The sequence below is a fragment of the Pseudomonas sp. GW822-FHT01E03 genome, from assembly GCF_058802985.1.
This window is the reverse complement of record NZ_JBXAOQ010000014.1, coordinates 45,034-61,707: the sequence shown is the minus strand read 5'-3', so window position 1 is coordinate 61,707 and position 16,674 is coordinate 45,034. Positions and strand designations below refer to the sequence as shown.

The window sequence follows — 16,674 nt, the reverse complement described above, 5'->3', positions numbered from 1 at the left end:
GGCTTGCCCGCGAAGGGGCCTCAAGGCGAAAGAGTCAGTCTTCCTTGCCCTTGTTGCGCACTGCACGCTGCAACTCGCGACCGGCGTCGCGTTCGCGCTCGGTATCGCGCTTGTCGTATTCCTTCTTGCCCTTGCCCAGAGCGATCTCGCACTTGACCATGTGCTTGCTCCAGTACCAGGACAGGCATACGCAGGCGTAACCCTTTTGCTGCACGGCCGCGGCCAGCTTTTCCAGCTCGCGCCGGTTGAGCAGCAATTTACGGGTGCGCACCGGATCGGCAATGACGTGGGTACTGGCGGTCGTCAGGGGCGTAATGTGGCTGCCGAGCAGCCAGGCTTCGCCATCCTTGAGCAGTACGTAGCTGTCAACCAGCTGCAGTTTGCTTGCCCGCAGACTTTTTACTTCCCAGCCGGCCAGGACCAGACCAGCCTCGAAACGATGTTCGATGAAGTAATCGTGTCGCGCCTTTTTGTTTTGCGCGATGGTCCCTGTTGGGTGTTTCTTCTGTTTAGCCATAGGGGCGGCATTATAGGGAGTTGCACGCGAGTCGGCTACGGTGTTGCTACGTGCTTGAGCAGGTTGATTGAATCCCGGACAATGCGGCCTCTTTTTTGAACGCTTGGGCGTGATAACGATGTCGACAGACAAGGTTTCTGTCCACGGCAGTTGGGCTAGCCGCTGGGTCTTCATACTCGCCGCGACCGGTTCGGCCGTGGGGCTGGGTAGTATCTGGAAATTCCCGTACATGGTCGGCGTCTATGGCGGCGGCGCCTTCGTGCTGATGTTCCTGGCCTGTATCGCATTGATCGGCGTGCCGGTCATGCTGGCGGAAACCCTGATCGGCCGGCGTGCCCGGCAAAGTCCGGCCAATGCCTTGAAGATGCTGGCGGTCGAGGCGGGGCACTCGGCCAAATGGTCCTGGGGCGCGTTTGCCGGGATGATCACGGCATTGCTGATCCTGTCGTTCTACAGTGTGGTTGGCGGCTGGTCGCTGGACTACATCATCGACATGGGGCGTGGCGACTTCCAGGGCGCGACGCCTGATCAAGTGGGGGCTTACTTCGGCAATGTGATCGCCGATCCCTGGCGCCTGACACTTTGGCACACGATTTTCATGCTGTTGTCAGCGGTGGTGATCGCCAAGGGCGTGGTTGCCGGGCTTGAACGCAGCTTGCGAATCATGATGCCGTTGTTGTTCGTGATGATCCTCGTGTTGCTGGGCTACAGCATGACCACCGGGCATTTCATGGAGGGCGTGCATTTCATGTTCGACTTCCACCCGGAAAAGGTCATGGACGGCTTGTTGCCCGCGATGGGGCATGCGTTCTTTTCCCTGAGCGTGGGCGTTGGCTCGATCATGATCTACGGTGCGTACATGCCGAAGAACTCATCGATTTCAGGGACGGTTGTCGGCGTGGCGCTGCTCGACACCTTCGTTTCCCTGGTGGCCGGCCTTGCGTTGTTTCCGATTGTTTTCGCGGCGGGCCTGAATCCGAGCGAAGGGCCGGGGCTGATGTTCGTCAGCCTGCCGTTTGCCTTCGGTAACGTAGCGTTCGGGCAATTGATGGGTGTTGTGTTCTTCGTGCTGGTGGCGGTCGCTGCCTGGAGTTCGGCGATTTCCCTGCTGGAACCGATGGTGGCCTACCTGGTCGAGCGCACTAAAGTGAGTCGTGCCTGGGTCACCTTCTGGCTGGCGTTCAGCTGCTGGTTTGTCGGCCTGGGTACGGTGTTCTCCTTCAATATCTGGAAGGAGGCCAAGTTCTTCGTGAACGAAGGCGGGATGTTCCACCTCTACCAATGGGGAGCGACCGGTGGCCTCGACTTCTTTGGCGTGATCGATTTCTTCACCTCGCGACTCATGCTGCCGCTTGGCGGTTTGTGTTTCGTGGTGTTTGCGGGTTGGATCATGGGGCGTGAGGCGGTGCGCGACGAGTTGTCGATCCGTAACCCTGCGCTGTTTGGCCTGTCCTTGTTCTTGATGCGCTATGTGGCGCCCATCGGCATTCTCGTAGTGTTTGCCGCCCAGCTGTGGAAGTGACGCTGACATGACGACACACATTTCACGTTCGGCCTTGCTGCCGTACCCGGCGCAAGCGCTGTATGACCTGGTCAACGACGTGGCGCGCTATCCGGAGTTTCTGCCGTGGTGCTCGTCCGCCGAAGTCCTGGAGAGCTCACCTGAGCATATGCGGGCGAGTGTCGGCGTGGCGAAGGGTGGCCTCAGTCAGCATTTCGTGACGCGCAACACGTTGATTCCGGGGCAGTCGATCGAAATGAATCTCGAAGAGGGCCCTTTCACCCAATTGCATGGCATCTGGGTATTCAAGGCGCTGACCGACAAAGCCTGCAAGATCAGCCTCGATCTGTCGTTCGATTATGCCGGGCCGCTGGTTCGCGCCACCTTGGGGCCGCTGTTCAATCAGGCGGCCAACACTTTGGTGGATGCGTTCTGCCAGCGCGCCAAGCAGATACATGGTTGAGGTCATGATTGAAGTCGAGGTGGTCTACGCGGCCGTAGACCGTCAGGTGCTGCTGACAGTGGCCGTACCTGTCGGAACGACCGTGCGGGCGGCCTTGCTCAGGTCGGCCGTGGCTGAAGAGTTTCCGGAGCTGGATCTGACCCATTGCCCTGTGGGGATCTTCGGCAAGGTGGTCGCTGACCCGGGGAGTCGGGTAGTCCAGGCCGGGGATCGAATCGAGATTTACCGCCCGTTGCTGGCCGATCCGAAAGAGGTGCGCCGACTGCGCGCGGCGAAAGCTGCCGAGGCCAAAGCGCGGAATCAGTGAGTGGCTTGAACGCCAGACAATAAAAAAGCCCGGGCATGCCGGGCTTTTTATTGCGTTGCAAATTATTGCGGCGAGGTGTCCAGTGGTTCCGGCGTCGGGACCGGAACGGTTTCTACGCCGTCGACGTCCTTCTGGATCTGATCCAGCAACGAACCTGGCTTGACCGGTTTTTCCGGTTTTGGCTTCTCGACGTTTTCTGCCGGGGCAGCCACTGTAGTGCCGCTGTCCTTGCCGAGAATGGCTTCGTCACGGCTCACGCCTGGCATGAAATCGCCGGAGAGGCTGACAAGCTGATCATTTGGGTTGAAGATAACGCTAATGCGTTCCTGTTGGCGTTCACCGCCACCCGGTTGCAGGCTGTACAGATAATCCCAGCGATCGGCATGGAACGTGTCAGTCAGCAGAGGGTTGCCCATGATAAACCGTACTTGCTTACGGGTCATTCCCGGGCGTAACTGGTCTATCATGTCCTGCGTGACGACATTGCCCTGCTGGATGTCGATTTTGTAAACCCCGGGGAATGAACAACCGGCGAGTGCGAGCAGTCCCACAAAGGTGAAACTGGTTAGCAAGAGCTTGGTGTTTTGCATCGGTGGGCGACTTCCACTATCTTGGCTGGGACAACGTAAACGCCGATCATACCCGCATTAAGAGAAGCTGCGAAGCAGCATCGCGAGAAAGCTGACCATGGTTGAAAATAGCGAACTACGCAAAGCCGGCCTCAAAGTGACCCTGCCACGGGTCAAAATTCTGCAAATGCTCGATTCCGCCGAGCAGCGCCACATGAGTGCCGAGGATGTCTACAAGGCCCTTATGGAGGCTGGTGAGGACGTCGGTCTGGCCACGGTTTACCGTGTTCTGACCCAGTTCGAGGCAGCTGGCCTTGTGGTGCGGCACAACTTCGACGGAGGCCATGCGGTCTTCGAACTGGACGACGGAAAGCATCACGACCATATGGTCAACGTCGAAACCAGCGAAGTGATCGAATTCTTCGACGAAGAAATCGAGCGGCTTCAGAAAGCAATCGTCGACAAGTATGGCTTCGAGATGGTTGATCACAATCTGGTGCTGTACGTGCGCAAGAAAAAGTAAGCATGTCGCGCGAACATTCAGTTTGCGAAACGAACGAAGGCGACCCCAGGGTCGCCTTCGTGCTTTCTGCCTTTATTCAGGCTTTTGCGGCCACCACCATTTTTTTGGCATGCGCCAGGGATTCCTTGGTGAGGTCGATGCCGCCCAGCATCCGTGCGACTTCTTCGATGCGGTCGTTTTTGCTCAATCTGGAAACGGCCGTGCGGGTGGCATCTTCGCCGCGCACTTTATGCACAAATAGATGTTGATGGCCTTGCGCTGCCACTTGCGGCAAGTGGGTCACGGTCAGTACCTGCCCGCGCTCGCCGAGGCGACGCAACAGCTGGCCGACGATTTCCGCAGTCGGACCACCGATACCAACGTCCACTTCGTCGAACACTAGAGTGGGAACGCGAGATGTCTGCGCGGTGATCACCTGGATCGCCAGGCTGATCCGTGACAGCTCGCCTCCGGATGCAACTTTTGCCAAGGCTTTCAATGGTTGACCAGGGTTGGCGCTGACCAGTAATTCAACCTGTTCAAGTCCGTTAGGGAGTAGCTCGTCGCTACTGTTTGGGCGCAGCTCGATGGTGAAGCGCCCGCCAGGCATGCCCAGGCGCTGGATCTCCTGTTCCACGGCGCTGGCCAGGCTGTTCGAGGCTTGATGACGCAGATCGCTCAGTTCGCGAGCCTTTTCCTGATAATGGCGAGCGTATGAAGACAGTTCGTCGCTCAGTCTCTCGATGGATTCGTCGTTGGCGTTGAGGGTTTCGATTTCATCCAGCAGTTTCTGCTGCATCTCGGCAACTTCGGTCGGCTGGATGCGGTGTTTGCGCGCCAGGGTGTAGATCGCGTCGAGGCGCTCTTCAAGGTATTGAAGGCGCGATGGATCGGCGTCGAAGTTGTCGAGGAAGCGGTTCAGTTCACCCACGGCCTCTTCAACCTGGATCTGTGCACTGGTCAACAGGCTGCTGGCTTCGCCCAGCGCACCGATCGAGCTGTTCACGCTCGACAGGCGGTTGAGGCTGGCGGTCAGGGCGTTCAGTACATTCCCGGAATCACTTTCACTGCATTGCTCGACGACTTGCCGGCAGATCCCGAGCAAGGTCTCTGCGTTTGTCAGGTTCTTGTGCTCCTGCTCGAGCTGCTCCAGCTCGTTGTCGCCAAGGCCAAGGTTTTCCAGTTCTTCGAGTTGATAGCTGAGCAACTGATGGCGGGCGCGTTGCTCATCGCCGGAGTTGGAGAGTCGCTCCAGTTCCTGGCGGGTCTGGCGCCAACGCTGGGCGGCGAGCTGAACCTGGCGGGCAAGGTCGGTCGCGCCGGCATATTCATCGAGCAGGCGGCGGTGAGTATCGGTCTTGAGCAGGGATTGGTGTTCGTGCTGGCTGTGAATGTCGATCAGCAGCTCGCCCAGCGCCTTGAGGTCGCCAAGCGGGCAGGGCGTGCCGTTGATGTAGCCGCGCGAACGCCCTTCGGATGTGATGACCCGGCGCAGGATGCACGGGCCGTCGTTTTCGAGGTCGCGTTCGGCCAGCCAGGCGCTGGCTTCCGGAATGTCGACCAGATCGAAGGTGGCCAGGATATCGGCCTTGTCGGCGCCGGGGCGGACCACGCCGCTGTCGGCGCGATCACCCAGGGTAAGGCCCAGCGCGTCGAGCATGATCGACTTGCCCGCGCCGGTTTCTCCGGTGATCACGCTCATCCCGCGATCGAGTTCGAGATCGAGATGTTCAACGATGGCGTAGTTGTGTACGGACAGGTGCACCAGCATATGGGCCGCTCCCAGGTGTTAGGTCTGGTTATTTATACAGTGTTTTGTTTCGGGCTGACAATGCCCCTCGTTAGCTCGATTCGCTCGGACCGACGAAAGCCTTATCGCGACCGGGAATGACAAAGCAGTTGTTTTTTGTAGGGTTAATCGTCGGCCCCCCTTGAAGCCGGATTTTGCGGCCCCATATAGCTGGGCAGACGCGCGAGTTGAGCTCGCGGACGAAATTGAAAGGAGAAATCTATGGCTGACGAACAGACAGTGGATACGCAAAACCCAGACGCCAACCAGGCGCCCGAGGCTTCGGGTGATGACCTGGCGGCTCGTGTACAAGTGCTCGAAGAGCAACTGGCAGGCGCTCAGGATCAGGCTTTGCGTGTAGCCGCCGATCTGCAGAACGTCCGCCGTCGCGCCGAGCAGGATGTGGAGAAGGCTCACAAGTTCGCGCTGGAAAAATTCGCCGGCGACCTGCTGCCGATCGTCGACAGCCTGGAGCGTGGCCTGGAACTGTCCAGCCCGGACGACGAAAGCATCCGTCCGATGCGCGAAGGCATCGAGCTGACCCTGAAAATGTTCCACGACACTCTCAAGCGTTATCAGCTTGAAGCGATCGATCCGCATGGCGAACCGTTCAACGCCGTTCAGCATCAGGCAATGGCCATGCAGGAAAGCGCAGATGTCGAGCCGAACAGCGTTCTGAAGGTGTTCCAGAAGGGCTATCAGCTCAATGGTCGCCTGTTGCGCCCGGCGATGGTCGTGGTCAGCAAGGCGCCTGCGCCGGTTTCGCCTTCGATTGACGAGCAGGCTTGAAATCCGCCGCAAGGCCCCCATTTATAAGTCAAGCGTTTAAGTGCTACCGCAGTTAGCCACCACTGCTGCGGCAACCAAATCCAAAGTTTCGGGAGAGTGAACATGGGCAAAATTATCGGTATCGACCTGGGGACTACCAACTCCTGCGTCTCCGTGCTGGAAAACGGCAAGGCAAAAGTTATTGAAAACGCTGAAGGCGCGCGTACCACGCCGTCGATCATCGCTTACGCCAACGATGGCGAAATCCTGGTTGGCCAGTCGGCCAAGCGTCAGGCCGTGACCAATCCGCACAACACCCTGTATGCGGTGAAGCGTCTGATCGGTCGTCGTTTCGACGAAGAAGTCGTGCAGAAAGACATTCAGATGGTCCCTTACAAGATCGTCAAGGCTGACAACAGCGACGCCTGGGTTGAAGTGAACGGCCAGAAAATGGCGCCGCCACAAATCTCGGCTGAAATCCTGAAGAAGATGAAGAAGACCGCCGAAGACTATCTCGGCGAGACCGTGACTGAAGCGGTGATCACCGTTCCGGCCTACTTCAACGACAGCCAGCGCCAGGCGACCAAAGACGCCGGCCGCATCGCTGGCCTGGACGTAAAACGTATCATCAACGAACCAACCGCAGCTGCTCTGGCTTACGGCATGGACAAGGCCAAGGGCGATCACACCGTGATCGTTTACGACCTGGGCGGCGGTACTTTCGACGTTTCCGTGATCGAGATCGCTGAAGTCGATGGCGAGCACCAGTTCGAAGTACTGGCCACCAACGGTGACACGTTCCTGGGCGGTGAAGACTTTGACATTCGTCTGATCGACTACCTCGTCGACGAATTCAAGAAAGAAAGCGGCATGAACCTCAAGGGCGACCCGCTGGCCATGCAGCGCCTGAAAGAAGCTGCTGAAAAAGCCAAGATCGAACTGTCCTCGAGCCAGTCGACCGACGTGAACCTGCCGTACATCACTGCAGACGCCACCGGTCCTAAGCACCTGAACGTGAAGATCTCCCGCGCCAAGCTCGAAGCGCTGGTGGAAGACCTGGTTCAGCGCACCATCGAACCTTGCCGCATCGCAATGAAAGATGCCGGTATCGACGTTGGCGCGATCAACGACGTGATCCTGGTGGGCGGTCAGACCCGTATGCCACTGGTTCAGAAGCTGGTAACCGAGTTCTTCGGTAAAGAAGCTCGTAAAGACGTCAACCCGGACGAAGCGGTTGCCATGGGTGCTGCCATCCAGGGTGCGGTACTGGCCGGTGACGTGAAGGACGTTCTGCTGCTCGACGTCAGCCCGCTGACCCTGGGTATCGAAACCATGGGTGGCGTGATGACCGCGCTGATCGAGAAAAACACCACGATTCCTACCAAGAAATCGCAAGTGTTCTCGACTGCCGACGACAACCAGGGCGCCGTGACCATTCACGTGCTGCAAGGCGAGCGTAAGCAAGCCGCACAGAACAAGTCCCTGGGCAAGTTCGACCTGGCCGACATTCCACCAGCTCCACGTGGCGTGCCGCAGATCGAAGTGACCTTCGACATCGACGCCAACGGCATCCTGCACGTAGGTGCGAAGGACAAGGCTACCGGCAAGACTCAGTCGATCGTGATCAAGGCCAACTCCGGTCTGTCCGACGAAGAAATCGAGCGCATGGTGCGTGATGCCGAGGCTAACGCCGAGGAAGATCGCAAGTTCGAAGAGCTGGCCGCTGCCCGTAACCAGGGTGATGCACTGGTTCACTCGACTCGCAAAATGGTCTCCGACGCCGGCGATAAAGTGACCGCTGAAGAGAAGACTGCAATCGAAGCTGCCGTAGTTGCCCTGGAAGCCGCCGTTAAAGGTGACGACAAGGCTGCTATCGACGCCAAGGTTGAAGAGCTGTCGAAAGTCTCCGCTCCAGTGGCGCAGAAGATGTACGCCGAACAGGCTCAGCCTGCTGAAGGCGCGGCACCGCACGACGACAAGGCGGAAAAGGCTGACGACGTTGTCGACGCCGAGTTCGAAGAAGTCAAAGACCACAAGTAAGTTGTTGGTCGGCCGGTTGACTGCCTTTAGGCGGTGACTGGTAGGATGTCGCCGCGCGGGAGCTTGCTCCCGCGTTGGCGTATCTGGAATACGCGAATTTTTACAGCATGCGACAACGTTCACGTGCTGGTGGTATGGCCGGAAATGCTCCTGCTTTTCGTGCCGCAAGTACCGCAAGAATCAAAGACCAGGATCGTTGAATTGACGTGAGTTGGGTCCGGGCCTGTATTGGGGCTCAACGAGTTCGGCAAACTCAGGAGGGTTTTGTCGGACGTCCTCAAGAGTGCAAAGACTTATGGCAAAGCGTGACTATTACGAAGTGTTGGGTGTTGAGCGTGGCTCAAGCGAAGCGGACCTGAAGAAGGCTTACCGTCGCCTGGCGATGAAGCACCACCCGGACCGTAATCCCGATGACAAGGCGTCGGAAGAGATGTTCAAGGAGGCCAACGAGGCCTACGAAGTGCTGTCCGATTCCAGCAAGCGCGCGGCGTACGACCAGTACGGCCATGCCGGTGTCGACCCGAGCATGGGTGGCGGCGGTGCCGGTTTCGGCGGTCAGAACTTCTCCGACATCTTTGGTGATGTCTTCAGTGACTTCTTCGGTGGCGGTCGCGGCGGTTCCCGTGGCGGTGCTCAGCGCGGCAGTGACTTGCGCTACACCCTGGAGCTGGATCTCGAAGAGGCGGTGCGCGGTACGACCGTGAATATCCGCGTTCCGACGCTGGTCAACTGCAAGCCTTGCGACGGCTCCGGCGCCAAGAAAGGTTCTGCGCCGGTGACCTGCCCGACTTGCGGCGGTATCGGCCAGGTGCGCATGCAGCAAGGTTTCTTCTCGGTGCAGCAGACCTGCCCGCGCTGCCATGGCCAAGGCAAGATCATTTCCGATCCGTGCGATTCCTGCCACGGCGAAGGTCGTGTCGAAGAGTACAAGACCCTGTCGGTGAAGGTGCCGGCCGGTGTCGATACCGGTGATCGCATTCGTCTGTCCGGCGAAGGCGAGGCGGGTGCCCAGGGTGGCCCGACTGGCGACCTGTACGTGGTGATCAATGTGCGCGAGCACTCGATTTTCCAGCGCGATGGCAAGCACCTGTTCTGCGAAGTGCCGATCAGCTTCGTCGATGCGGCGCTGGGTGGCGAGCTGGAGATTCCGACCCTTGATGGCCGGGTCAAGCTGAAGATCCCTGAGGGGACCCAGACCGGCAAGCAGTTCCGTGTGCGCGGCAAGGGTGTCGCGCCAGTGCGTGGCGGTGGTGCTGGCGACTTGATGTGCCGCGTGGCGGTCGAGACCCCGGTCAACCTGAGCCGTCGCCAGCGTGAAATGCTCGAGGAATTCCGTAGTTCGCTGGCGGATGACAACAGCCATTCACCAAAAACTACCGGTTGGTTCGAAGGCGTGAAGCGCTTCTTCGGCGATTTGTAAGGAGACAGGCATGCGACGTATTGCAGTGATGGGCGCCGCCGGGCGCATGGGCAAGACCCTGATTGAAGCCGTGCAGCAAACCCCGGGCGCCGGTCTGACGGCGGCGGTGGATCGTCCCGACAGCACGTTAGTCGGCGCGGATGCCGGTGAGTTGGCTGCGCTGGGTCGTATCGGCGTGCCTCTGTCCGGTGATCTGGATCGGGTGGTCGACGAGTTCGACGTGCTGGTCGACTTCACGCACCCGACGGTGACCCTGAAGAACCTGGCTTTCTGCCGTAAACACGGCAAGGCCATGATCATCGGTACCACCGGTTTCAGCGTTGAAGAAAAGCAGTTGCTGGCGGAAGCGGGCAAGGACATTCCGATTGTCTTCGCGGCCAACTTCAGTGTCGGGGTCAACCTGTGCCTGAAGTTGCTCGACACGGCCGCTCGCGTATTGGGTGACGATGTCGATATCGAAATCACCGAGGCTCACCATCGGCATAAAGTCGATGCGCCGTCCGGCACTGCCGTGCGCATGGGAGAGGTGATTGCCGATGCGTTGGGTCGCGATCTGAAAAAGGTGGCGGTGTATGGTCGTGAGGGCCAGACCGGCGCTCGTGATCGCGAGACCATTGGTTTCGCCACTGTGCGCGCTGGCGACATCGTCGGTGATCACACCGTGCTGTTCGCCGCCGACGGCGAGCGTGTCGAGATCACCCACAAGGCGTCCAGTCGCATGACGTTCGCCAAGGGTGCGGTACGTGCTGCATTGTGGCTGGACGGGCGCGAGCCTGGTCTTTACGACATGCAAGACGTGCTCGATCTGCGTTAAGATGCACCCGAAATCGGGCTCGCGCACAGCGTTTGAGCCCGGTTTTGTTCCGCCAAGCGACGTCCTGTCGCATTCTCCAGCCTTTAAGGCTCATTGGCGGTAGACCAAAAAGGCCTTTTTCTGTAAGCTACAGCTTTAGTGTGTCCACTAAAAGCGCGCAGAATAATTCAGTGAAGAAGCGGGGTGACGTGTCCATACGTCACTCCGCTTTTTTACAACCTGCGATCGCCCTTTCAGGCTTTATTTACGGGAGGTCTTCTTGACTAAGCCAGCCATACTCGCCCTTGCTGATGGCAGCATTTTTCGCGGCGAAGCCATTGGAGCCGACGGTCAAACCGTTGGTGAGGTGGTGTTCAACACCGCAATGACCGGCTATCAGGAAATCCTTACCGATCCTTCCTACGCCCAACAGATTGTTACCCTGACTTACCCGCACATCGGCAACACCGGCACCACGCCGGAAGACGCCGAGTCCAACCGCGTCTGGTCTGCCGGCCTGGTCATCCGTGACCTGCCACTGGTGGCGAGCAACTGGCGTAACACGATGTCCCTGTCCGACTACCTGAAGGCCAACAATGTTGTGGCCATCGCCGGTATCGACACCCGCCGCCTGACGCGCATCCTGCGTGAAAAAGGCGCGCAGAACGGCTGCATCATGGCTGGTGACAACATTTCCGAAGCTGCCGCCATTGCCGCCGCCCAGGCTTTCCCTGGCCTCAAGGGCATGGACCTGGCGAAAGTCGTCAGCACCAAGGAAAGCTACGAGTGGCGCTCGACTGTCTGGGATCTGAAAACCGACAGCCACGCGACCATCGAAGCTTCCGAGCTGCCGTACCACGTGGTTGCCTACGACTACGGCGTCAAGGTGAACATCCTGCGCATGCTGGTCGAGCGCGGTTGCCGCGTGACCGTCGTGCCTGCGCAAACACCTGCTGCCGATGTGCTGGCGCTGAAGCCGGACGGCGTATTCCTGTCCAACGGCCCTGGTGACCCGGAGCCTTGCGACTACGCGATCCAGGCGATCCAGGACGTGCTGGAAACCGAAATTCCGGTCTTCGGTATCTGCCTCGGTCACCAACTGCTGGCCCTGGCCTCCGGCGCCAAGACCCTGAAAATGGGTCATGGCCACCACGGTGCCAACCACCCCGTCCAGGACCTGGACAGCGGTGTGGTGATGATCACCAGCCAGAACCACGGTTTTGCCGTAGACGAAGCGACCCTGCCGGCCAACGTTCGCGCGATCCACAAATCGCTGTTCGACGGCACCCTGCAAGGTATCGAGCGTACCGACAAGAGCGCCTTCAGCTTCCAGGGTCACCCGGAAGCCAGCCCTGGCCCGAACGACGTAGCGCCATTGTTCGATCGCTTCATCACCGAGATGGCCAAGCGACGCTGATCGCTCGCCCTGATGTAGCAAGGCTTGAGGGTGGTCCCGATACCGGCGGCCCCCTCAAGGCTTCAGATTGAACAAGACGGCTTGCCGACTGACCTGCGGATTTGAGTGACAAACCCATGCCAAAACGTACAGACATTAAAAGCATCCTGATTCTCGGCGCTGGCCCGATCGTGATCGGCCAGGCCTGCGAATTCGACTACTCCGGCGCCCAGGCCTGTAAAGCCCTGCGCGAGGAGGGCTACCGCGTCATCCTGGTGAACTCCAACCCGGCCACCATCATGACCGACCCGGCCATGGCCGACGCCACCTACATCGAGCCGATCAAGTGGCAGACCGTTGCCAAGATCATCGAAAAAGAGCGTCCGGATGCGCTGCTGCCGACCATGGGCGGCCAGACTGCTCTGAACTGCGCCCTGGACCTGGAGCGCGAAGGCGTTCTGGAGAAGTTCGGCGTAGAGATGATCGGTGCCAACGCCGACACCATCGACAAGGCTGAAGACCGTTCGCGTTTCGACAAGGCGATGAAGTCCATCGGCCTGGCGTGCCCGCGTTCCGGTATCGCCCACAGCATGGAAGAGGCCAATGCGGTCCTCGAGAAGCTTGGCTTCCCGTGCATCATCCGTCCGTCCTTCACCATGGGCGGCACCGGTGGCGGTATCGCTTACAACCGTGAAGAGTTCGAAGAAATCTGCGCCCGTGGTCTGGACCTGTCGCCGACCAAGGAACTGCTGATCGACGAATCACTGATCGGTTGGAAAGAGTACGAGATGGAGGTTGTCCGCGATAAGAAGGACAACTGCATCATCGTCTGCTCCATCGAAAACTTCGACCCGATGGGCGTGCACACCGGCGACTCGATCACCGTGGCACCTGCACAGACCCTGACTGACAAGGAATACCAGATCCTGCGTAACGCCTCCCTGGCGGTACTGCGCGAGATCGGCGTGGAAACCGGCGGCTCCAACGTTCAGTTCGGTATCTGCCCGAACACTGGCCGCATGGTCGTGATCGAGATGAACCCGCGTGTATCCCGTTCGTCGGCCCTGGCTTCGAAAGCCACCGGCTTCCCGATCGCCAAGGTTGCGGCCAAGCTGGCCGTGGGTTACACCCTCGACGAGCTGTCGAACGACATCACCGGCGGCAAGACCCCGGCGTCCTTCGAGCCGTCCATCGACTACGTCGTCACCAAGCTGCCACGCTTTGCCTTCGAGAAGTTCTCCAAGGCTGACGCGCGCCTGACCACTCAGATGAAGTCGGTCGGTGAAGTCATGGCCATCGGCCGGACCTTCCAGGAGTCCCTGCAGAAAGCCCTGCGCGGCCTGGAAGTCGGTGTTTGCGGTCTGGACGAGAAGGTTGATCTGGCCAACCCGGAAAGCATGAGCGTCCTCAAGCGCGAGCTGACCGTGCCGGGTGCCGAGCGTATCTGGTACGTGGCGGACGCGATGCGCGCCGGCATGAGCGTTGAAGACATCTTCGGCATGACCATGATCGACCCTTGGTTCCTGGTGCAGATGGAAGACCTGATCAAGGACGAGGAGAAGGTCAAGACCCTGGGTCTGACCAGCATCGACCGCGACCTGATGTTCCGCCTCAAGCGCAAGGGCTTCTCCGACATGCGCCTGGCCAAGCTGCTGGGTGTGACCGAGAAGAGCCTGCGCGCTCACCGTCACAAGCTGGACATCTTCCCGGTCTACAAGCGCGTCGACACCTGCGCCGCCGAGTTCGCCACCGATACCGCTTACCTGTACTCGACGTACGAAGAAGAGTGCGAAGCGGCGCCATCGGGTCGCGACAAGATCATGATCCTGGGTGGCGGTCCGAACCGTATCGGCCAGGGCATCGAGTTCGACTACTGCTGCGTACACGCGGCACTGGCCCTGCGCGATGACGGGTACGAGACCATCATGGTCAACTGCAACCCGGAAACCGTATCCACCGACTACGACACCTCCGATCGCCTGTACTTCGAACCAGTGACCCTGGAAGACGTGCTGGAAATCGTCCGCGTCGAGAAGCCGAAAGGCGTGATCGTCCAGTACGGCGGCCAGACCCCGCTGAAACTGGCGCGTGCCCTGGAAGCCGCCGGCGTGCCGATCATCGGTACCAGCCCTGACGCCATCGACCGCGCGGAAGACCGTGAGCGCTTCCAGCAGATGGTTCAGCGCCTGAACCTGCGTCAGCCGCCAAACGCCACCGTGCGCAGCGAAGACGAAGCGATTCGTGCCGCCGCCAAGATCGGTTACCCGCTGGTGGTGCGTCCGTCCTATGTACTGGGCGGTCGTGCGATGGAAATCGTTTACGAAGAAGAAGAACTCAAGCGCTACCTGCGTGAAGCGGTTCAAGTGTCCAACGACAGCCCGGTGCTGCTGGACCACTTCCTCAATTGCGCGATCGAAATGGACGTGGATGCGGTCTGCGACGGCAAGGACGTGGTAATCGGCGCGATCATGCAGCACATCGAGCAGGCTGGTGTTCACTCCGGTGACTCCGCATGCTCGCTGCCGCCGTACTCGCTGCCGGCGCACATCCAGGACGAAATGCGTGAACAGGTCAAGAAAATGGCCCTGGAGCTGGGTGTAGTCGGCCTGATGAACGTACAGTTGGCGCTGCAAGGCGAGGACATCTACGTCATCGAAGTCAACCCGCGCGCCTCCCGTACCGTACCGTTCGTGTCCAAGTGCATCGGTGTTTCCCTGGCGATGATCGCGGCGCGCGTGATGGCCGGCAAAACCCTGAAAGAGCTGGGTTTCACCAAGGAAATCATCCCGAACTTCTACAGCGTGAAAGAGGCGGTGTTCCCGTTCGCCAAATTCCCTGGTGTTGACCCGATCCTCGGCCCAGAGATGAAGTCGACTGGTGAAGTGATGGGCGTGGGCGACACCTTCGGTGAAGCGTTCGCCAAGGCCCAGATGGGTGCCAGCGAAGTGTTGCCGACCGGCGGTACTGCGTTCATCAGCGTACGTGACGACGACAAGCCACTGGTTGCGGGCGTGGCCCGTGATCTGATCAACTTGGGCTTCGAAGTGGTCGCCACTGCCGGTACTGCCAAGCTGATCGAGGCTGCAGGTCTGAAAGTGCGCCGTGTGAACAAGGTGACCGAGGGTCGTCCGCACGTGGTCGACATGATCAAGAATGACGAAGTCACGCTGATCATCAACACCACCGAAGGTCGTCAGTCGATCGCTGATTCGTACTCCATTCGTCGTAATGCCCTGCAGCACAAGATTTACTGCACCACCACCATTGCTGCTGGCGAAGCCATCTGTGAAGCGCTGAAGTTCGGTCCCGAGAAGACCGTGCGCCGCTTGCAGGATCTACACGCAGGATTGAAGGCATGAGCATAACGAAGTACCCAATGACCGTTCAGGGCGCTCGCGCCCTGGAAGAAGAGCACACTCACCTGACCAAGGTCGTTCGTCCGAAGCTTAGCCAGGACATCGGTACGGCCCGCGAGTTGGGTGACTTGAAGGAAAACGCCGAATACCACGCTGCCCGTGAGCAGCAAGGTATGGTCGAGGCGCGGATCCGTGATATCGAAGGTCGCATGCAGAATGCGGTGATCATCGATGTGACGACCATTCCTCACAGCGGCAAGGTGATTTTCGGCACAACCGTCGAAATCGCCAACGTCGAAACCGATGAAAGCGTGACTTACCAGATCGTTGGTGAGGATGAGGCTGACATCAAGCTCGGCAAGATCTCTGTCGGCTCGCCGATTGCCCGCGCCTTGATTGCCAAGGAAGAGGGTGATGTGGTTGCAGTCAAAACGCCTGGTGGCGTTATCGAGTACGAGATTGTCGAAGTTCGCCACGTCTGAAGGCCGGCGCCCGTTTCGTGCGGGCGTCATGCTTTGGCAGCTGACCCAGATGTTGTGGGTCGGCGGCTTGTGGTTGTTGCACGTCGGTCTTTTGCCGGTGCTGGGACGAATTGGCCTGGCACCGCTGCTGATCGATGAAATCGCAGGCATGCTCAATACGCTGGTAGTGGGATTCGCTACGGCGTGTGTGATATTGCAGGCTTTGGTGCTGGTTAAGGCCGAGGGCCTTGTCAGTCTATGGCGCGATATTCGCGGGCAACTGCTGTTGATGGCGCTGTATGCGTGCGCGATGTACTTCGTGGTGCGTTTCGGCTGGCCGGATGCCGTGCGTTGGCAGGCGTTCAGCTATCTTGTTCTGGGCTTTACCGGGCTGGTGCTGGTGTTGCAGCCGATGCCGGGATGGAGTGGCAGGGTGCGCGAAGCACACCCTTGACCCTTGCCATCACTTGAAGCGATGGACGTTCGACAGCTGCTTGTTGACGCTGAAGTTCTTGCGGTAGATCAGTGCCATCTTGCCGATGACCTGGACCAGATCCGCTTTGCCGACCTTGCAGAGCTCTGCAATGGACGCCAGGCGCGATTCGCGATCGAGGATGTTGAGCTTGATCTTGATCAGCTCGTGATCCGCCAATGCGCGTTCGAGTTCGGCTAACACACCTTCAGTCAAACCATTGTCTGCCACAATCAGAACCGGTTTCAGATGGTGGCCAATGGATTTGTACTGTTTCTTCTGCTCTTGAGTGAGCGGCATAATCTGACCCCTGCGTCTGA

General features: G+C 59.2%; 16 protein-coding genes. 12 read left to right on the top strand and 4 right to left on the bottom strand.

Annotated elements, in window-relative coordinates; all coding sequences use genetic code 11:
* Nucleotides 1-34 precede the first annotated feature (34 nt).
* Complete coding sequence (gene smpB / locus AC1RP7_RS24260) at nt 35-517, bottom strand: SsrA-binding protein SmpB (protein ID WP_008057382.1); 483 nt, start codon at nt 515-517, stop codon at nt 35-37.
* Between the two features lie 118 nt (nt 518-635).
* On the opposite strand from smpB, the gene AC1RP7_RS24255 reads away from it, so the two are divergent.
* The 3 genes from AC1RP7_RS24255 to AC1RP7_RS24245 are packed head-to-tail and all read left to right on the top strand — an operon-like array spanning nt 636 to nt 2,788.
* The gene (locus AC1RP7_RS24255) at nt 636-2,039 is read left to right on the top strand and encodes a sodium-dependent transporter (protein WP_090453025.1); all 1,404 of its coding nucleotides are present in this window, start codon (nt 636-638) and stop codon (nt 2,037-2,039) included.
* Between the two features lie 7 nt (nt 2,040-2,046).
* Nucleotides 2,047-2,481, top strand: coding sequence for a type II toxin-antitoxin system RatA family toxin (locus AC1RP7_RS24250; protein WP_057716487.1), 435 nt, complete (start codon nt 2,047-2,049; stop codon nt 2,479-2,481).
* Nucleotides 2,474-2,788: an RnfH family protein gene (locus AC1RP7_RS24245; protein ID WP_057716486.1), complete on the top strand. Its 315-nt coding sequence runs from the start codon at nt 2,474-2,476 to the stop codon at nt 2,786-2,788. Before AC1RP7_RS24250 ends, AC1RP7_RS24245 begins: the two co-directional genes overlap by 8 nt.
* Nucleotides 2,789-2,850: 62 nt before the next feature.
* Here the strand turns inward: AC1RP7_RS24245 and AC1RP7_RS24240 are convergent, their stop codons facing one another.
* Nucleotides 2,851-3,378 (bottom strand): outer membrane protein assembly factor BamE, encoded by a 528-nt coding sequence (locus tag AC1RP7_RS24240; RefSeq protein ID WP_057716485.1) that lies wholly within the window; start codon nt 3,376-3,378, stop codon nt 2,851-2,853.
* A gap of 97 nt (nt 3,379-3,475) precedes the next feature.
* On the opposite strand from AC1RP7_RS24240, the gene fur reads away from it, so the two are divergent.
* A complete protein-coding gene (fur, locus tag AC1RP7_RS24235; RefSeq protein ID WP_003197684.1) occupies nt 3,476-3,880 on the top strand; it encodes a ferric iron uptake transcriptional regulator in 405 nt (134 codons plus the stop codon).
* A gap of 76 nt (nt 3,881-3,956) precedes the next feature.
* Here fur and recN read toward each other — a convergent pair whose 3' ends face one another.
* Nucleotides 3,957-5,630: a DNA repair protein RecN gene (gene recN / locus AC1RP7_RS24230; RefSeq protein WP_090453029.1), complete on the bottom strand. Its 1,674-nt coding sequence runs from the start codon at nt 5,628-5,630 to the stop codon at nt 3,957-3,959.
* A gap of 240 nt (nt 5,631-5,870) precedes the next feature.
* Between recN and grpE the strand changes: the two genes are divergently transcribed.
* The 8 genes from grpE (at nt 5,871) to AC1RP7_RS24190 (ending at nt 16,336) form a co-directional block, all read left to right on the top strand.
* On the top strand, nt 5,871-6,437 hold the full coding sequence (gene grpE / locus AC1RP7_RS24225; protein WP_015093431.1) for a nucleotide exchange factor GrpE: 567 nt from the start codon (nt 5,871-5,873) through the stop codon (nt 6,435-6,437).
* Nucleotides 6,438-6,539: 102 nt separating this feature from the next.
* Entirely contained in the window at nt 6,540-8,456 is a 1,917-nt protein-coding gene (gene dnaK, locus AC1RP7_RS24220) for a molecular chaperone DnaK (protein ID WP_057716483.1), read from the top strand.
* Between the two features lie 295 nt (nt 8,457-8,751).
* Nucleotides 8,752-9,876 (top strand): molecular chaperone DnaJ, encoded by a 1,125-nt coding sequence (dnaJ, locus tag AC1RP7_RS24215; RefSeq protein ID WP_057716482.1) that lies wholly within the window; start codon nt 8,752-8,754, stop codon nt 9,874-9,876.
* Nucleotides 9,877-9,886: 10 nt separating this feature from the next.
* Nucleotides 9,887-10,690, top strand: a complete 804-nt coding sequence (dapB, locus tag AC1RP7_RS24210) for a 4-hydroxy-tetrahydrodipicolinate reductase (protein ID WP_493182930.1) — start codon at nt 9,887-9,889, stop codon at nt 10,688-10,690.
* A gap of 259 nt (nt 10,691-10,949) precedes the next feature.
* Nucleotides 10,950-12,086 carry a glutamine-hydrolyzing carbamoyl-phosphate synthase small subunit gene (gene carA, locus AC1RP7_RS24205; RefSeq protein WP_090453031.1) on the top strand — a complete coding sequence of 379 codons (1,137 nt, stop codon included), beginning with the start codon at nt 10,950-10,952 and terminating at the stop codon, nt 12,084-12,086.
* 116 nt (nt 12,087-12,202) lie between these two features.
* Entirely contained in the window at nt 12,203-15,424 is a 3,222-nt protein-coding gene (gene carB, locus AC1RP7_RS24200; protein WP_493182927.1) for a carbamoyl-phosphate synthase large subunit, read from the top strand.
* A gap of 2 nt (nt 15,425-15,426) precedes the next feature.
* Entirely contained in the window at nt 15,427-15,903 is a 477-nt protein-coding gene (greA, locus tag AC1RP7_RS24195) for a transcription elongation factor GreA (protein ID WP_057716674.1), read from the top strand.
* A 28-nt stretch (nt 15,904-15,931) separates the two neighbouring features.
* The gene (locus tag AC1RP7_RS24190) at nt 15,932-16,336 is read left to right on the top strand and encodes an MFS transporter (RefSeq protein WP_090457736.1); all 405 of its coding nucleotides are present in this window, start codon (nt 15,932-15,934) and stop codon (nt 16,334-16,336) included.
* A 9-nt stretch (nt 16,337-16,345) separates the two neighbouring features.
* Here AC1RP7_RS24190 and AC1RP7_RS24185 read toward each other — a convergent pair whose 3' ends face one another.
* Complete coding sequence (locus AC1RP7_RS24185) at nt 16,346-16,654, bottom strand: YhbY family RNA-binding protein (RefSeq protein WP_007942889.1); 309 nt, start codon at nt 16,652-16,654, stop codon at nt 16,346-16,348.
* Nucleotides 16,655-16,674: the final 20 nt, after the last annotated feature.